The 15956-nt window shown below is 67.2% G+C and carries 14 protein-coding genes; 8 read left to right on the plus strand and 6 right to left on the minus strand.

Going from position 1 to position 15956, the window contains the following annotated elements; translation table 11 throughout:
* The first annotated feature begins 13 nt into the window (after positions 1 to 13).
* Entirely contained in the window at positions 14 to 1204 is a 1191-nt protein-coding gene (gene fabV / locus JL37_RS06370) for an enoyl-ACP reductase FabV (RefSeq protein ID WP_043542735.1), read from the plus strand.
* Positions 1205 to 1211: 7 nt separating this feature from the next.
* Here fabV and serB read toward each other — a convergent pair whose 3' ends face one another.
* Together serB and JL37_RS06380 are read right to left on the minus strand one after the other, a co-directional pair.
* Positions 1212 to 1922, minus strand: a complete 711-nt coding sequence (gene serB / locus JL37_RS06375) for a phosphoserine phosphatase SerB (protein WP_043542736.1) — start codon at positions 1920 to 1922, stop codon at positions 1212 to 1214.
* Positions 1923 to 1936: 14 nt separating this feature from the next.
* Positions 1937 to 2845: a LysR substrate-binding domain-containing protein gene (locus JL37_RS06380; RefSeq protein ID WP_043542737.1), complete on the minus strand. Its 909-nt coding sequence runs from the start codon at positions 2843 to 2845 to the stop codon at positions 1937 to 1939.
* A 320-nt stretch (positions 2846 to 3165) separates the two neighbouring features.
* On the opposite strand from JL37_RS06380, the gene JL37_RS06385 reads away from it, so the two are divergent.
* The 3 genes from JL37_RS06385 to JL37_RS06395 are packed head-to-tail and all read left to right on the plus strand — an operon-like array spanning position 3166 to position 6908.
* Positions 3166 to 4242, plus strand: coding sequence for an ABC transporter ATP-binding protein (locus JL37_RS06385; RefSeq protein WP_043542738.1), 1077 nt, complete (start codon positions 3166 to 3168; stop codon positions 4240 to 4242).
* A 13-nt stretch (positions 4243 to 4255) separates the two neighbouring features.
* Positions 4256 to 5902 (plus strand): iron ABC transporter permease, encoded by a 1647-nt coding sequence (locus tag JL37_RS06390; RefSeq protein WP_043542740.1) that lies wholly within the window; start codon positions 4256 to 4258, stop codon positions 5900 to 5902.
* Positions 5903 to 5924: 22 nt separating this feature from the next.
* Positions 5925 to 6908: an ABC transporter substrate-binding protein gene (locus tag JL37_RS06395; RefSeq protein WP_043542742.1), complete on the plus strand. Its 984-nt coding sequence runs from the start codon at positions 5925 to 5927 to the stop codon at positions 6906 to 6908.
* 585 nt (positions 6909 to 7493) lie between these two features.
* Here JL37_RS06395 and folE read toward each other — a convergent pair.
* Positions 7494 to 8039, minus strand: coding sequence for a GTP cyclohydrolase I FolE (gene folE / locus JL37_RS06400; RefSeq protein ID WP_043542743.1), 546 nt, complete (start codon positions 8037 to 8039; stop codon positions 7494 to 7496).
* A gap of 518 nt (positions 8040 to 8557) precedes the next feature.
* On the opposite strand from folE, the gene tauA reads away from it, so the two are divergent.
* The 4 genes from tauA to JL37_RS06420 all read left to right on the plus strand — a co-directional run bounded on the left by tauA (position 8558) and on the right by JL37_RS06420 (position 13023).
* Positions 8558 to 9586: a taurine ABC transporter substrate-binding protein gene (tauA, locus tag JL37_RS06405; RefSeq protein ID WP_043542744.1), complete on the plus strand. Its 1029-nt coding sequence runs from the start codon at positions 8558 to 8560 to the stop codon at positions 9584 to 9586.
* A 75-nt stretch (positions 9587 to 9661) separates the two neighbouring features.
* A complete protein-coding gene (locus tag JL37_RS06410; RefSeq protein WP_052096896.1) occupies positions 9662 to 10498 on the plus strand; it encodes a taurine ABC transporter ATP-binding protein in 837 nt (278 codons plus the stop codon).
* Positions 10491 to 11321: an ABC transporter permease subunit gene (locus JL37_RS06415; RefSeq protein ID WP_043542745.1), complete on the plus strand. Its 831-nt coding sequence runs from the start codon at positions 10491 to 10493 to the stop codon at positions 11319 to 11321. Before JL37_RS06410 ends, JL37_RS06415 begins: the two co-directional genes overlap by 8 nt.
* Positions 11322 to 11445: 124 nt before the next feature.
* Positions 11446 to 13023 carry a PLP-dependent aminotransferase family protein gene (locus JL37_RS06420; protein ID WP_043542746.1) on the plus strand — a complete coding sequence of 526 codons (1578 nt, stop codon included), beginning with the start codon at positions 11446 to 11448 and terminating at the stop codon, positions 13021 to 13023.
* Here JL37_RS06420 and JL37_RS06425 read toward each other — a convergent pair.
* The 3 genes from JL37_RS06425 to JL37_RS06435 all read right to left on the minus strand — a co-directional run bounded on the left by JL37_RS06425 (position 13003) and on the right by JL37_RS06435 (position 15956).
* Positions 13003 to 14406, minus strand: a complete 1404-nt coding sequence (locus tag JL37_RS06425; protein WP_369798523.1) for an NAD(P)/FAD-dependent oxidoreductase — start codon at positions 14404 to 14406, stop codon at positions 13003 to 13005. The genes JL37_RS06420 and JL37_RS06425 overlap by 21 nt on opposite strands.
* Positions 14407 to 14452: 46 nt before the next feature.
* Complete coding sequence (locus JL37_RS06430; RefSeq protein WP_043542749.1) at positions 14453 to 14845, minus strand: nuclear transport factor 2 family protein; 393 nt, start codon at positions 14843 to 14845, stop codon at positions 14453 to 14455.
* Positions 14846 to 14978: 133 nt separating this feature from the next.
* Positions 14979 to 15956: a GTP-binding protein gene (locus JL37_RS06435; RefSeq protein ID WP_043542752.1), complete on the minus strand. Its 978-nt coding sequence runs from the start codon at positions 15954 to 15956 to the stop codon at positions 14979 to 14981.

Below are 15956 nucleotides of genomic sequence, written 5' to 3' on the forward strand. Positions count from 1 at the left end.
AATCGAGGCCCTCATGATCATCAAGCCCCGTGTGCGCGGCTTCATCTCCGTAACCACCCACCCCGTCGGCTGCGCCGCCAACGTCAAGAACCAGATCGACTACGTCAAGGCGCAAGGCCCGGTAGCGGGAGGCCCCAAGCGCGTCCTGGTGCTGGGCGCATCGACCGGCTATGGGCTGGCGGCGCGCATCAGCGCGGCCTTCGCCTGCGGAGCGCAGACCCTGGGCGTGTTCTTCGAGCGCCCGCCCGAGGGCGGCAAGCCCGGCACGGCCGGCTGGTACAACACGGCCGCCTTCCACGAACAGGCGCAGGCCGAAGGGCTCTACGCCAAGAGCATCAATGGCGACGCCTTCTCCGACGAAATCAAGCGCAAGACCATCGAAGCGATCAAGCGCGACCTGGGCCAGGTCGACCAGGTGGTCTACAGCCTGGCGGCGCCGCGGCGCACGCACCCGAAGACCGGAGAGGTCTTCAACTCGACGCTCAAACCCATCGGCGCGGCGGTCAGCCTGCGCGGCCTGGACACCGACCGCGAAGTGGTGAAGGAATCCGTGCTGGAACCCGCCACGCAGGCCGAGATCGACGCCACCGTTGCAGTCATGGGCGGCGAAGACTGGCAGATGTGGATCGACGCCTTGCTGGAGGCCGGCGTGCTGGCCGAAGGCGCCACCACGACGGCGTTCACCTACCTGGGCGAGAAGATCACCCACGACATCTACTGGAACGGCTCGATCGGCGCGGCCAAGAAGGACCTGGACCAGAAGGTGCTGGACATCCGCGCCAAGCTGGCCGCGCGCGGCGGCGACGCGCGCGTCTCCGTGTTGAAGGCCGTGGTGACGCAGGCCAGCTCGGCGATCCCGATGATGCCGCTGTACCTATCGCTGCTCTTCAAGATCATGAAGGAGCAAGGCACGCACGAGGGCTGCATCGAACAGGTATACGGCCTGTACCGCGACAGCATTTGTGGCCCGGCGCCGATCATGGACCAGGAAGGCCGCCTGCGCGCGGACCGCAAGGAGCTCGATCCCGAGGTGCAGGCCCGCGTGCAGGCATTGTGGGGCCAGGTCTCTAGCGAAAACGTCTATCAGATGACGGACTTCGCCGGCTACAAGCAGGAGTTCCTGCGCCTGTTCGGATTCGAGATCGACGGCGTGGACTACGACGCCGACGTCGATCCGGCGGTGGAGATCCGCGGCCTGGCCTGAGGCCGCTTCACGCCAGAAGCTCCAGCAGCCGGTCCAGGCCGCCCTCGTCGATCGCCACATTCACTTCCTGGCGCACGGCCGGCTTGGCGCGGTAGCCCACCGACAAACCGGCGGCGCGCATCATCGGCAGGTCGTTGGCGCCGTCGCCCACGGCGATGGCGCGCTCCGGCCCCACTCCCAGCGCGGCGCACACCTCCAGCAACTTGCGGCGCTTTTCCTCGCCGTCGCAGATATCGCCCCATGGCTGGGGCAGCAGCCGGCCCGTCAGGCGGCCTTCGCGCACCTCCAGCACGTTGGCGCGCACGTCGTCCAGGCCCAGGCGCACTCTGAGCCTGTCCGTGAAGCAGGTAAAACCGCCCGTCACCAGCAGGCAGGTCAGGCCCGCGGCCTTGCAGGCGGCGATCAACGTCTCGGCGCCGGGGTTGATGCGCAGGCGCTGTTCGTAGACCTCGTCCAGCGCCGCTACCGGCATCCCGGCCAAAAGCGCCACCCGCTCCCGCAGGCTCTGCTTGTAATCCACGATCTCGCCGCGCATGGCGGCTTCGGTCAGCGCCGCCACTTCCGCCTTCTTGCCCATCAGGTCCGCCATCTCGTCCAGCGTTTCGATCGAGATCAGGGTCGAGTCCATATCGAACGCGATGAGCTTGTAGCCGGACAGCGCGAGCGGCGGCTCGATGCCGCGCCAGTGCAGGCCGGGGGTCGTCGTGGGCAACAGCATGGAAAGGTCCTTTTCTATCCAGGTTGGAACGGCTCGCGCCCTTGCGCGCAGAGCCAGTCGATGAATAATTGCGCCGAAGCGGCCGCCGGGCCTTCCGGCCGGTACAGCGCGTGGATGCCGGCATTGGGCAGTTGCGGCTCGGCGAACAGCGGGCGCAGCCGGTCGGCGCGGATGTCGTCGTGCAGCAGGCACCACGGCGCCAGCGCGATGCCCAGATCGTTCATGGCCGCCTGCATGCACAGGAATTGATGGTCGAAGACCGGGCCGGGCAATTGCGCGGGCACGTCCACTTTGGCCAGCGCGAACCAGCGCGGCCAATGGTCCATGCCGCCGGCGATCTTCAACAGCGGATGCCCCAGGCAGTCCGCCGGCGCGGCCAGGCGGTTGCGCTCGATGAAGCGCGGCGACGCCACCGGCACGTGGTAGTCGTCCAGGCAGTGCACGCAGGCCAGCTCGGAATGCGCCATGTAGCCATGGCGGATCAACACATCGCTGCCGGCGTCGCCGCCCCGGTCCAGGAAGGGGCGCCCTTGCGTGGTCAGCTGCACGTCGATGCCCGGATGCTGCGCCTGGAAGGCCGACAGGCGCGGAATCAGCCATTTCATGGTCAGGGACGGCGTTGCGCAAACGCGCAGCACGCCGCCATACGCGGGCGATTTCAGTTTGGCGGTGGCCGCCGCGATGCGCTCCAGGCTGGCCTGCACCTCCGGAAAGTACGCCTGGGCGCAGGGCAGCAGCGCGACGCCGCGCGCCTCACGCGCGAACAGGGGCTGCCCCACATACTCTTCGAGAATGCGGATCTGCTGGCTGACGGCGCTGTGCGTAATGCTCAATTCGTCGGCCGCCGCCGTGAAACTGCGCAGGCGCGCCGCGGCTTCGAATACCCGCAAGGCCTTCAGCGGCGGCAGGCTGGGGCCCGCCATCTCAGTAAATGCCCCCACGCTGCGCCTTTGGCTTGCTGCCCCCCAAGGGGGCGTTTTTGCCTTGGGGCGGCCCGGCGGCAAAAAGGCCCGCCCCGGCACCTGCCTGGCGCCACGCTGCGCTGCTCTTTCCCACGTTTACCCTTGTCGTCTATTTATTGTCGGCGCGCCGCTGGCAGCGCGCACGCCATATCCAGCCGCATTCTAGGGGATAGGCAGGCCGCCGACCTCTTAGAAAATCTAACGCCATGCCTTAAAAAACACTGCTGGTCGCCCGGCGGGCCCGTTCCTATGATGCCGACAATCTCAGGCAGGAACCCAACATGGCATCAATCACGGTAGACGGCATCGTCAAGACCTTCGGCGGGCAGCAGGTGCTGCGCAACCTGTCCCTGCACATCCCGGACGGCGCGTTTTATACGCTGCTGGGCCCCAGCGGCTGCGGCAAGACCACCTTGCTGCGCTGCATTGCCGGCTTCTACGAGCCGGACGCCGGCCGCCTGCTGTTCGACCAGGACGACGTGACCCACGTGTCCGCCCACCGCCGCGACATCGGCATGGTGTTCCAGGACTACGCCCTGTTTCCCGACAAAAGCGCCTTCGACAACGTGGCCTATGGCCTGCGCGCCCGCGGCGTGGCCCGGGCCGAGACCGCCCGGCGCGTCAACGAAGCGCTGGACAAGGTGGGGTTGCTGGCGCTTGCCGACCGCTACCCCGCGCAGATGAGCGGCGGGCAGCGCCAGCGCGTGGCCCTGGCGCGCGCGCTGGTGATCCGGCCGCGCGTGCTGCTCATGGACGAACCGCTGTCCAACCTGGACGCCAAAATGCGCCTGCAGATGCGCGACGTGATCCTGGACCTGGTGCGCGAGGCCGGCATCACCACGGTGTTCGTGACGCACGACCAGGAAGAGGCGCTGGCCATGTCGGACCGCATCGCGATCATGGACCACGGCGACATCGCCCAACTGGGCACGCCGGAGGAACTTTACGGCACGCCGGTGAACGCCTATGTGGCGGACTTCATCGGCTCGGCCAACGTGATCCCGGTTCCGGCCAGGAACGGCCAGGCGGGCGCGCCCGCCGGCCATGTCCGCTATGAACTCTGCGGCCTGGGCTTCGACGGCGTGCAGGGCAGCGCGCAGCTGGCCGAAAACGGCATGCTGATCGCGCGGCCGGAAGAACTCGCCCTGATGGCGCCCACGCCCTACGTGCCCAATACCCTGCCGGGCAAGGTGCTGCGGCGCCAGTACCTGGGTTTCAAGACGGCCTACCGGATCGCGCTGGCGAACGGTTCCGAGATCCGCGTCGAGCTGCACGCCGGCAACATGGTGGCGCAGTTCCAGCCGGGCGAAGCCGTGCAGGTCCTGATCCCGGCCGACAGCCGCGTCGTCAACGCCTGAGGACGCGCACGCCATGAAAATCCAATGGTGGCCCTGGGGCGTCCTCACCGCGATCAGCCTGGCCCTGCTGCTGTTCTTCGTGCTTTATCCGCTGGGCGTGCTCTTCGGCAACAGCATCACCGGGCAGGACGGCGGTTTCTCGCTGGAGGGTTTCCGGGCCCTGCTGGCCGACTCGCAGTACGTGGAGGCTTTCGGCAACACCCTGATCCTGGGCCTGGCCGTCACGACGTGCACGGTGCTTGTGGGCGTGCCGTTCGCCTTCATGGTGGCGCGCTACGACTTCCCGCTGAAGAACCTGGTGGCCATCCTGCCGGTGCTGACCATCGTGATTCCCGAGATCATCGTAGGCCAGTCCTGGCTGCTGATCCTCGGCAACAACGGCATCCTGACCAACCTGCTCGGAGACGCTGGCATTTCGCTGCCGTCGTTCTACGGCTGGACGGGCATGGTGTTCTCCATGACGCTCGTCTACTACACCTACATCTACCTCGGCGTGCTGGCCGCATTGCGCGGCTTCGATGGCCAGCTCGAGGAAGCGGGACTCAGCCTGGGCACTCCGCCGCTCGCCACCAAGCTGCGCGTGCTGGTGCCGGTGCTGCTGCCCGCGGTGCTCGTCAATGCGCTGGTCGTGTTCACCCTGGTGGTGGGCAACTTCGCGCTGGCCATGCTGCTGGGCAGCCGCGTGCCCCTGCTGTCGGTAATGACGTACAACACCTTCGTCAGCGAAATGGGCGGCAGCCCGACGCTGCAGAGCGCCATGTCGGTGGTGTCCATCGCCATCGTCGCGATCGTGCTGTTCTTCCAGAAGCGCGTGGTCGAGCGCAAGGTCTATACGATGACCCAGGGCCGAGCGCCCGCGGCCACGCGCGTGCGCTCCTGGACCGCCCTGCTCTACACCGGCGGCGTGGGCCTGGTGATCTTCATTTCCCTGCTGCCGCTCATCGTCGTCTTCATCGCGGCTTTCACCAAGACCAGCGGCCCGGTCATGCAATGGGGGCAATGGTCGCTCGCCAGCATGCAGCGCGCGGTGCACGGAGCGCCGGAGCCCATCCTGAATTCGCTCAAGTTCGCTTCCCTGGCCACCGTGCTGGGCGTGGCCTTCGCGGTCCTGGCCAGCTACCTGACGATCAAGAAGCGCAGCGCGTCCACGCAGGTCCTGGACTACATCGTGGTGCTGCCGCTCACGATCTCCGGCACGGTGCTGGGCATCGCCCTGGTGCAGACCTTCAATACCGGCTGGCTCGTGCTGGCGGGCACCTCCGGCATCATGGTGCTGTGCTACACGGTGCGGCGCCTGCCCTTCGCGGTGCGCAACGCCTCGTCGGTGCTGTTCAACATTCCCGAGTCGATCGAGGAAGCCTCGATCAGCCTGGGCGTATCCCCGCTCATGACCTTCTTCAAGGTGGTCCTGCCCGCCATGAAAGCGTCGATCATCTCGGCCGCCATCCTGATGTGGCTGACGACGATATCCGAACTGTCCGCCTCCATCGTCGCCTACAGCGGCGGCCTGGAGACGATGCCCATCGCGATCTTCCGCCAGGTGGACGGCGGCAGGCTGGGCATGGCGTCGGCCTACGGCGCCGCCCTGGTCACGGTGATCGTGCTGCCCATCATCGTGTCGGTCAAGGCGTTCCGCATCAAGCTGTTCTCCGGCAAATAACCCACTCGCACAGAGGCTCACCATGCAACTCAAGCACATCCTTCAGTACAGTGTCCTGGCCGCGGCCCTGGTCACGGGCGCGGCCCATGCCCAGAACGTGGTGCTCTATTCGTCCAACAACACCGAGACGATCGAAACCGCGCTGGAAGCCGTGAAGAAGCACGCGCCCAAGCTGAACGTGCAGCCCGTTACGGGCGGCACGGGCACGATGATGAAGCGCATCGAGGCCGAATCGCAGAACCCGCGCGGCGACCTGTTCTGGAGCGGCGGCTTCGGCACGCTGGGCGCGTACCGCCAGCATCTCCAGCCCTACCACCCGGCCGATCTCGACAAGATTCCCGCCGAGTTCCGCGGCCCGGACGATCTCTGGGTGGGCACGAACGTGCACGTCATGGTGATGATGGTCAATGAACGGCAGCTCAAGGGCCTGCCGGCCCCCGCCACCTGGTCGGACTTGATGCAGCCGCAATGGAAGAACAAGTTCGCCATCACCGATCCATCCAAAAGCGGCACCGCCTATATGCTGGTGTACGGCCTGTACAAGCAGTTCGGCCAGGAAGGCCTGGACAAGATCGCGGCCAACGCCGTGGTCACGGCGTCCTCGGGCACCACCTATAAAGGCGTGGCCGCGGGCGAGTACGCCGTGGGCATGACGCTGGAATACGCCGCCCAGGAGTATGTGGCCGGCGGCCAGAAGGAAATCAAGCTCGTGTACCCGACGGAGGGCAGCTACCTGGCACCCGAAGGCATGTTCATCATCAAGGGCGCAAAGAACATGGACGCCGCCAAGGCCCTGTACGACGGCCTGCTGAGCAAGGAATCGCAGGAATCCCAGCTGGTGAAGAACTTCCGCCGCCCGACGCGCACGGACGTGGCGGTGGCCAGCCTGACCACCCTGCCCGACCTGAAGACCATCAAGATCTTCCCCGTCAGCCAGGAAGCCGCGGCCAACGAGTACGAGGCAGTGGTCGCGGCCTGGAACCAGGCCGTAGCAAAATCTAAGTGAGTTGCCCCCCACGCTGCGCCCGCTGCGCGGGCTAGCTGCCCCCCCGAGGGGGGCTGGCCCGCCTTGGGGCGGCCCGGCTGAAGGTGTGTGCCCCCACGCTGCGCACGCTTCGCGTGCTTGCTGCCCCCCGAGGGGGCTGGCCCGCCTTGGGGCGGCCCGGCGGCGGGCCGGCTATTTTTGCGGAGAGTGCCGCGGGCTCCAGCGCAGTCCATGCTTTGCATGCTTTGCATGCTTGCTGCCCAAGGGGACTGGCCCGCCTTGGGGCGGCCCGGCGGAGGGTGTGTGCCCCCACGCTGCGCGCACTGTGCGCGTTCGCTGGTCCTGAAGGGCTGCGCTGCCTCGGACAAGTGGATCTGAAAGCCATGAAGCAAGCAGATCAACCTGTTACCCATGTCCCCGTACACGTGTTACCTATGTCCCCGGTCCGTACACTGGCTCGCCTTGCGCCGCCAAGTGTCTGACACCCTTGGAGAGACGGATGCCAGCATGCGCGGTTGCTGCAAGGGTGTCAGACACCCATCATGCAACACCAGCACCCTTCAGCGGCACGCCGCGCGGTCTAGATCGAAAAAGGGATGGATCGTGCTAGCGGATGAGGCTGAGGAACTCGGCGCGGGTGGAGGGGTTGTCGTGGAATTCGCCCAGCATGACGGAGGTGACCATGGACGAATTCTGCTTTTCGACGCCGCGCATCATCATGCACATGTGCTGGGCTTCGATGACGACGGCCACGCCGGCGGCGCCGGTGACGGACTGGACAGCCTCGGCCACCTGGCGACTGAGGTTTTCCTGGATCTGCAGGCGGCGCGCATACATTTCGACGATGCGGGCGACCTTGGACAGGCCGAGGACCTTGCCGTTGGGCAGGTAGGCCACGTGCGCCTTGCCGATGAACGGCAGCATGTGATGCTCGCACAGCGAATACAACTCGATGTTCTTTACCAGGACGATTTCACGGGTGTCCGAGGTGAAGAGCGCGCCGTTGACGATCTCGTCCAGGTTCTGCCCGTATCCGCGGCACAGATGCCGCATGGCCTTGGCCGCGCGCGCGGGCGTGTCCGCCAGCCCTTCGCGGGACGGATCCTCCCCCAATTGTTCGAGAATGGCGGTGTAGTGCGGTTCCAATGACATCGGGGGACTCCTGGGGTTGCGCGCCTTGGGGCGGCAATTTGCTATTGCGTTGTGACGCAAGTCTACCGCAGGCGGCAATGCATGCGCAGGGTAGGCCCGCCTGGGTGGCCAATGCCACAAACTCGATCTTCTGGTCTTCCGCGGTAACGTGACTCCAAGGCGCGGATATCTTCCAGGCGCCTAACCCGGAAAAGTGTCACCCATGTCCTCGCACACCTGTTACCCATGTCCCCGGTCCATACAGCCAGCCCCCCGGGGAGCAGCAAGCACGCAAAGCATGGACTGCGCTGGAGTCCGCGCCACTCTCCGCAAAAATAGCCCGCCCGCCGCCGGGCCGCCCCAAGGCGGGCCAGCCCCCTCGGGGGGCAGCAAGCACGCAAAGCGTGCGCAGCGTGGGGGCACACACTTGGCTCCTACTGATCCGGGCATCTGGCCCTAGCGTTCTGGTCGCATCCGGGCAAACTGCTATCAGCATCCCGGTCGCGCCGGAGCGCGGCCGTTTCCACCCGGAGATCACCATGAACGCGATATACCGCCTCATCCGCCGCTGCACCCTGGCCGGCCTGGCCGCCGCGCTGCTGGCCGCTCCCGCTTACGCGCAGACCAAGCTGGTGGTCGGCTACCAGCTCATCGTCGGCCCGTTCCTGTCCGCCATTGCGGACGGCAGTTTCGACGCCGCCCTCAAGGAGGCCGGCTACAAGGTGGACTGGCGCCAGTTCACTTCCGGCGGCGACATTTCCACCGCGCTCGCATCGGGCAACGTGCCGGTCGGCGTATTGGGCTCCACCGGCATCACCGCCGCGGCCACGCGTGGCGTGGACATGGAGCTGTTCTGGATCCTCGACAACATCGGCAAATCCGAGGCGCTGGTCGCGCGCAACGGTTCCGGCATCAACGGCACCGCCGACCTGAAAGGCAAGCGCGTCGCGACCCCGTTCGTGTCCACCTCGCACTTTCACCTGCTGGTGGGCCTGGAACAGGTCTGGAAGATCAACCCGCGGGACGTGCGCATCCTGAACATGCAGCCGCCCCAGATCGTCGCGGCCTGGCAGCGCGGAGACATCGACGCCGCCTATGTCTGGCCGCCCGCCCTGACCGAAATCACCAAGACCGGCAAGATCATCGCGGACTCCGAGCAGATCGGCGCGGCCAGCGTCCCCACCTTCGACGGCATCGTCGTCGACCGCGCCTGGGCCGCCAAGAATCCGAAGTTCATGGCCGCGTTCACCTCCGTGCTGGCCAAGTCCTATGCCGAGTACCGGGCAAATGGCGCCAAATGGACGGCGGACTCCCCGCAGGTCAAGGGCATGGTCAAACTGATAGGCGGCAAACCCGAGGACATGGTCGAGGCGTTGAAGCTGCTGGTCTTCCCCACCGTCCAGGAACAGGCTTCCAACGAATGGCTGGGAGGCGGCAAGGAGTCGGGCGCCGCGCGCGCGTTCACGGCCAGCGCCAAGTTCCTCAAGGACCAGAAGCAGATCGACCGCGCCCTGGGCGACTACAGCGCCCATGTCACGGACAAGTACGCCAAGGCGGCGGCGAAGTAGCGGCCACGCCGGCCCGGCGGCCTTACCGCGCCGCCGTTCACGCGCCACGGCGGCGCCCCACTACAGGGAGCACGCATGACCATGCAGCCATCCACGCCCGCGCAGCGCCTGTGCGCGGAGAAAGTCAGCGTCACCTATCCCGGCCTGCACGACAGCGGCCCGGTGATCGCCTTGCAGAACGTCAACCTGACCATCCAGCCGGGCGAGTTCGTGGTCGCGCTGGGCGCCTCCGGCTGCGGCAAAACCACTTTGCTGAGCCTGCTGGCCGGCTTCCTGTCTCCCACCGAGGGCGAGATCACCCTGGGCGACAAGCCCATCGTCGGGCCGGGCGCCGACCGCGGCGTGGTGTTCCAGAAGCACGCTCTGCTGCCCTGGCTGAACGTATTGGAGAACACCGAGTTCGGCCTGATGCTGCAAGGCGTGGACAAGGAAACGCGCCGCGCCCGCGCCCGCCGCAACCTGGAACTGGTGGGCCTGCAGGATTTCCACCGCCACATGATCTACCAGCTTTCCGGCGGCATGCAGCAGCGCGTGGGCATCGCGCGCGCCCTCACCTGCGACCCCGCCATGCTGCTCATGGACGAGCCCATGGCGGCGCTGGACGCGTTGACCCGCGAAACCATCCAGGAACTGCTGCTGGACATCTGGCGGCAGACCAACAAGATGTTCTTCTTCATCACGCACAGCGTGGAAGAAGCGCTATTCCTGGGCTCGCGGCTGATCGTCATGTCGCCCCGGCCCGGCCGGATCACGCACACCTTCACGCCGGATTTCAACCGGCGCTACCTGGAGACCCGCGATGGCCGCAGCATCAAATCCAGTCCCGACTTCATCGACATGCGGGAACAAGTCCTCGGGATCATCTATGGCGACGAACGCGCCTCCGCCTCCCCCCAAGGCGTCCATGTCTAGGAGCCGTTCGCCGGGGCACAAGCCCGCGACGCCCGGCATGGTGTACGGCGCGCCGGGCGCGGGCTACAGCGGCCACATCAGCCTGCTCACCAGCCTGGCGCTGGTCGCCCTGTGGTTCCTGGTGACGGGCGCGGGCTGGGTGCGGCCGCTGTTCCTGCCCTCGCCCTTCGCGGTCTACGACAAGTTCGTCTTCGCCATGACCGAGGGCGTGGCCAATCCCCCCCTCACCGAGCACGCGCTGCCCAGCCTGTACCGCGTCTTCGGCGCCTTCTTCCTGGCCTGCCTGACCGCCATACCGGTCGGCATCCTGATGGGCGTGAACCGCTACGCGCGCGGCATCTTCGATCCGCCCATCGAGTTCTACCGCCCTCTGCCGCCGCTGGCCTACCTGCCCCTGATCATCATCTGGTTCGGCATCGGCGAGTTTCCCAAGATCCTCCTTATCTATCTGGCGATCTTCGCGCCCATGGCGATCGCGGCGCGCGCCGGCGTGCGGTCCGTCTCCATCGAGCAGATCCACGCGGCCTACGCCATGGGCGGCTCGCGCGCCCAGATAGTCTGGCACGTCATCCTTAAGGCGGCCATGCCGGAAATCTTCACCGGGATGCGCATCGGCATCGGCGTCGGATGGACCACGCTGGTCGCGGCGGAAATGGTGGCCGCCGACCGGGGCCTGGGCTTCATGGTGCTCAATGCCGCCCAGTTCCTGGCCAGCGACACCGTCATCATGGGCATCATCGTGATCGGGGTGTTCGCCTTCGCCTTCGACCTGCTGGTGCGCTACCTGGAGAAATTCGTGATCCCCTGGAAGGGACGGGTCTAGCCGGCAGGGCAATCCCTCATTCCTTCCCCCATCCGGCTCCTCTATCCTGAGTGACGGAACCCGGAACGGAGGTGGCGCGCTGCGCGCCGCCTCCGTCCGCGTGGTCGTCACAAGGGGAGCCTTCATGTCCAGCCAGGCCTCGATGCTCAAGCCTGTGTTGTGGGAGCGCCTGTTCGAACGGGAAAGCGCGCCCAACCTCAGCCTGCAGGGATGCGTGCGGCAGATGCTGGTGTCCGCCATCCTGAGCGGCCATCTGCCGCCCGGCACGCCGGTGCCGTCCAGCCGGCATCTTGCCGACCAGCTGCGCATCGCCCGCAATACGGTCGTCTTCGCCTACCAGCAGCTGGTCAGCGAGGGATACCTGGTGTCGCGGGAGCGCAGCGGCCACTTCGTCAGCGACACAGTCATGCTTGGGCATTCGGGCCCCGCGGCCGACGCTAGCCCCACCGGCGGCGACGGCGCGCCCACGGTGCGCTGGGAAGAACGGCTGCGCTTCCGGCCATCCCGGCAGCGCAACATCACCAAGCCGCGCGACTGGCAGAAGCAGCCCTATCCCTTTGTCTACGCGCAGTTCGACCAGGACCTGTTCCCAACCGCCGAGTGGCGCGAATGCTGCATCAAGGCGCTGTCGGTGCTGGACATCCGCAGCTGGGCCCCGGACCTCATCACCCACGACGACCCCGCGCTGATCGAGCAGATCCGGACCCAGGTCCTGCCGCGCCGCGGCGTATGGGCGGACGCCGAGGAAATCGTCATTACCGTGGGCGCGCAGCACGCGCTCTACCTGCTCGCGGACCTGCTGGTCAACGAGGACACGGTCGTGGGCATGGAAGATCCAGGCTACCCCGATGCCCGCAACATCTTCGCCAGCCATACGCGCAATCTGCTGCCCATGCCCGTCGACGAGCAGGGCCTGTGCACCGGCACCCACCTGCTGGGCTGCGACTATCTTTTCGTCACTCCGGGCCACCAGTGCCCCACCACGGTCACGCTCTCGATGGAACGGCGCCAGAGCCTGCTGGCGCTGGCCCGCCAGGCCGACAGCATGATCATCGAGGACGATTTCGAAAGCGAGAGCCGCTGGGGCGAAGGCGCCATACCCGCGCTAAAGAGCCTGGACCGCGACGGCCGCGTCATCTATGTGGGCAGCCTGGCCAAATCGTTTGCGCCCGGCCTGCGCATCGGCTATATCGTGGCGCCGCGCGAACTCACGGGCGAACTGCGCGCCCTGCGCCGGCTCATGCTGCGCCATCCGTCCGCCTACATCCAGCGCGCCTTCTCGCTCTTCATTTCGCTGGGCCATCACCACGCGCTGCTGCGCCGGCAGTCCCAGGCCTACCAGAAGCGCGGCAACGAACTCTCGCGCGCGCTGGCGCAGCACCTGCCCGATTTCAAGGTCATCCCCATCACCGGGTCGTCCTCGTGCTGGCTGCAGGGGCCGCCCTGGCTCGACGCCGTCGAATTGTCCGAGGCCGCCCTGGCCGAGGGCGTGGTCGTCGAGCCCGGCGACGTCTTCTTCATGAACGGCGCCGACGCGCCCCGCAATTTCCTGCGGGTGGGCTTCACCTCGATCCGCCCCGAGCACATCGAGCCGGGCATCGTCAGGCTGGCCCGGGTCGTCGACCGATTCCGCGCCCGCGCCGACGGGCGGCGCGACACGGAAGGCCCCGATCTCAACACGCTAGAGCAGTTCGTCTCGTAGGTAGTACCAACGGTACAGCAGGCCCTGGCCCAGCCTGCGGAACGGGGCGAACGGATGCCCGGGCAAGGGGGAATCGTAGATCGGAAGATTCCAGGCCACGCCGTCCTTGCCCATCATCCGCTGCGCCAGCCGCCTGCCGGCATGGGCCGAGAACGCCACGCCATTACCTCCATAGCCGAACGCGTAGTACACCGGCAGCACCGGGTCGGGCTGCGTCACGCGCGGCATCATGTCGTGGCTGACGTCCACCCAGCCCCACCACGAATACGCCACCTCCACCCCTTTCAGGGCGGGAAACTTGCGCGCCAGCCCGTCGCGCAGCAACGCCAGGTGGCGCGGATTCTCCGCGTCGGCGCCGCGCAGCGCGCTGCGGCTGCCGATCTGCATGCTGCCATCAGGCAGCAGCCGGTAGTAAAAGCGCAGGGTCCGCGTATCGGTGATGAACACCGTGCTCTTCAAGCCTGCCGCCTCGCGCTCCGCGGGCGACAGCACCCGCGTCACCAGCGAATTCGACAGCACGGGCATGATGCGGTTGTCCAGCAGGCGGTTGACGCCCTGCGCGGTGTAGCCGCCGGTGGCGAACGCAACCCGGCGCGCGCGCACCACGCCTCCCGGCGTTTCCAGCAGCACCCTGCCATTCTCCGCGCGCCAGCGCAGCACCGGGCTGCCGGGGTGGAGCCGCACCCCCAAGGCGCGCGCCTGCCTCAGATAGCCATAGGCGAGCTTCAGCGGATGCACGCCCACGCCATCGGGCTCGTGCATCGCGCCCACCGCCTCGCGGTCGTCGACATAGCGTTCGCGCAGCTCTTCCTTGCTGAGCATCTTCGTGTCGTAGCCGAAGACCTCTCGCATCACGCGCGCCTCGTTCCGCAGGAACGCCATCTTCTTCTGGCGATGCGCCGTGTACAAGTGCCCCCCCGGCTGCGCGTCGCAATCCACCTGGGCGACCAGGCTTTTCCAGTACTCGAACCCTTCGCGGATCTCCGCATCGAGGCGCTTGGCCGTGTCCAGGCCCCAGCGCTCGATCCATTGCGAACGGTACAGCCGCCCCGAGGCGTTCTGCCCCTGCCCGCCATTGCGGCTGGTGCAGCCCCACACCGCGCGGTTGGCCTCCAGCACCACCGCCTTGACGCCGAAGTCCCGTGCCAGGGTCAGCGCGGCCGACAGCCCGGTGAAGCCGGATCCGACAATCACCACGTCGGCGTCGATATCGCCATTGACCGGGCCGTCGTCCTCGGGCGGCGCGCCCGCGGTCGCGACCCAGTAGGTGGGCGCGTAGTCCTGCCCTTGGCCAGGCGGCGACACCAGCGGATCGTAGGCCGGGTTGTATGCGCTGATTGCTGCCCCGCCCGAACGGGCCGGGCCTTCAGGTTGGAAGGACATTTGGGTATCCATGCTGCGGTTCCGGTTGCTGAGTGCGCGGCGGGCGTCACGACCGCGCCGGCAAGGCCGGCCGCTGCTTGCGGAATGCGTTCTTCACGCGGATCTTCCCGTCCTGGAAAGTGAAAACGTCCACCATGTCCGCCTCCACGCGCGATCCGTCCGCGGCGGTGCCCGTGAACGTGGATTCGGATACGCCCCGGTCCCCGGCGACCCAGTGCCTGCCGTTGCGCCACTGCGCGTCGGGAAAGGAGGCCCACGCCGCCGCGAAGGCCGCGCGCACCGCATCGCGCCCCGCATGCCGCGCGCCCCACTGCTCGGGTCCGCCCACGGTTTCGAATACGCAGTCGTCGCTCATGAAAGACATCAGGGCTTCGATATCGTGGCGGTTCCAGGCCGCCGCGAATTCGGCCAGCATGTCCGCGGTGACGGTCTTGTGCATTGCGTGCCTCCAGTGGAAGCCGGCGCGGCATGCGCCAGCATTCAGGATCCAAGGTAAGTGAGCGGCCTGGCAGGGTCTAGAACCAGAAACGGAAAATCGCTTGCACCAGAACGGCCGTTCGACGCGCGCGGCGTTATGCCTCGGCGGGCGCGAGCCATTCCGCCACCGCGCGCGGGTCGACGGCGCCGCGCAATCCGATCAACACCAGCCCGGGCTCGTCCAGCCCGGCAGGCGGCTGCGCCTGTGTGTCGTAACGCACCCGGCGTCCGGCCAGTTGCACCAGCACAAGGCCATGCCGGTCCGTGCGCACCCAGCCCTTCGCGCGCAGCAACTGCCGAGGCGTCTGCCTGAGCCGTTCGGCCAGCCTGTCGGCGTCGAGCAGCGCAGGCGCCCGCCACAGCCAGCTTTCGAACGGATGGTCCGGTTCCTCGGCCTCATGTCCGGCATGGCCGCAGCCGGCGGCACGGCAATCGTGGTGCTCGTGGTGCCCGTGATGCGCGACCGCGGCCTCCCCCATCAGGCAGCGCAAATCCACGCGGCCTTCGCGAGCTTCGATGCGCGGCGCGCCGTGGGTAAGGTCCTCAAGCCACGCATGCAGAGCCGCCAGCTCCCGCGGCGGGGCCAGGTCCGTTTTGTTGAGCACGAGCAGATCCGCCGCCCCGAGCTGGCGCTCCAGCGTATCGGCAAACAGCGGATCCGCCGCCAGGGCGCGCACATTGGCGGCGTCGACCACGACCACCACGGCTTCCAGTTGCAGCAGCGGATCCGACATGCCGACCTGTGCGATGCGGGCCGGATCGGAAACGCCGCTGGCCTCGATCACGATCCATTCCGGCAACGGATCCAGCGCCAGCACGCGCGCCAGCGCATCGTCCAACCCGCCTGCCATCGAGCAGCAGACGCAGCCGTTGGCCAGCCGGATAACGTCGTCCGCGCGCCCCGCGATCAGGCCGGCGTCGATATCGACCGGCCCGAAATCGTTCACCAGCACCGCCGCGCGGCGCCGGCTCGTGGCGAGCACGTGATTGAGCAAGGTCGTCTTGCCGGCGCCCAGGAAGCCGCCCACCACCGTCAGCGCGATGCGCGCCGGCGCCCCGCCCCGCGGCGCCAC

Origin of the sequence: Achromobacter sp. RTa, assembly GCF_000757485.1 — a bacterium.
Taxonomy (GTDB): Bacteria; Pseudomonadota; Gammaproteobacteria; order Burkholderiales; family Burkholderiaceae_B; genus Achromobacter.

Coding starts and splice junctions, on each gene's coding strand:
- fabV (WP_043542735.1), top strand. CDS start 14: ATGATCATCAAGCCCCGTGTGCGCGGCTTCATCTCCGTAACCACCCAC.
- serB (WP_043542736.1), bottom strand. CDS start 1,922: ATGCTGTTGCCCACGACGACCCCCGGCCTGCACTGGCGCGGCATCGAG.
- JL37_RS06380 (WP_043542737.1), bottom strand. CDS start 2,845: ATGGCGGGCCCCAGCCTGCCGCCGCTGAAGGCCTTGCGGGTATTCGAA.
- JL37_RS06385 (WP_043542738.1), top strand. CDS start 3,166: ATGGCATCAATCACGGTAGACGGCATCGTCAAGACCTTCGGCGGGCAG.
- JL37_RS06390 (WP_043542740.1), top strand. CDS start 4,256: ATGAAAATCCAATGGTGGCCCTGGGGCGTCCTCACCGCGATCAGCCTG.
- JL37_RS06395 (WP_043542742.1), top strand. CDS start 5,925: ATGCAACTCAAGCACATCCTTCAGTACAGTGTCCTGGCCGCGGCCCTG.
- folE (WP_043542743.1), bottom strand. CDS start 8,039: ATGTCATTGGAACCGCACTACACCGCCATTCTCGAACAATTGGGGGAG.
- tauA (WP_043542744.1), top strand. CDS start 8,558: ATGAACGCGATATACCGCCTCATCCGCCGCTGCACCCTGGCCGGCCTG.
- JL37_RS06410 (WP_052096896.1), top strand. CDS start 9,662: ATGACCATGCAGCCATCCACGCCCGCGCAGCGCCTGTGCGCGGAGAAA.
- JL37_RS06415 (WP_043542745.1), top strand. CDS start 10,491: ATGTCTAGGAGCCGTTCGCCGGGGCACAAGCCCGCGACGCCCGGCATG.
- JL37_RS06420 (WP_043542746.1), top strand. CDS start 11,446: ATGTCCAGCCAGGCCTCGATGCTCAAGCCTGTGTTGTGGGAGCGCCTG.
- JL37_RS06425 (WP_369798523.1), bottom strand. CDS start 14,406: ATGTCCTTCCAACCTGAAGGCCCGGCCCGTTCGGGCGGGGCAGCAATC.
- JL37_RS06430 (WP_043542749.1), bottom strand. CDS start 14,845: ATGCACAAGACCGTCACCGCGGACATGCTGGCCGAATTCGCGGCGGCC.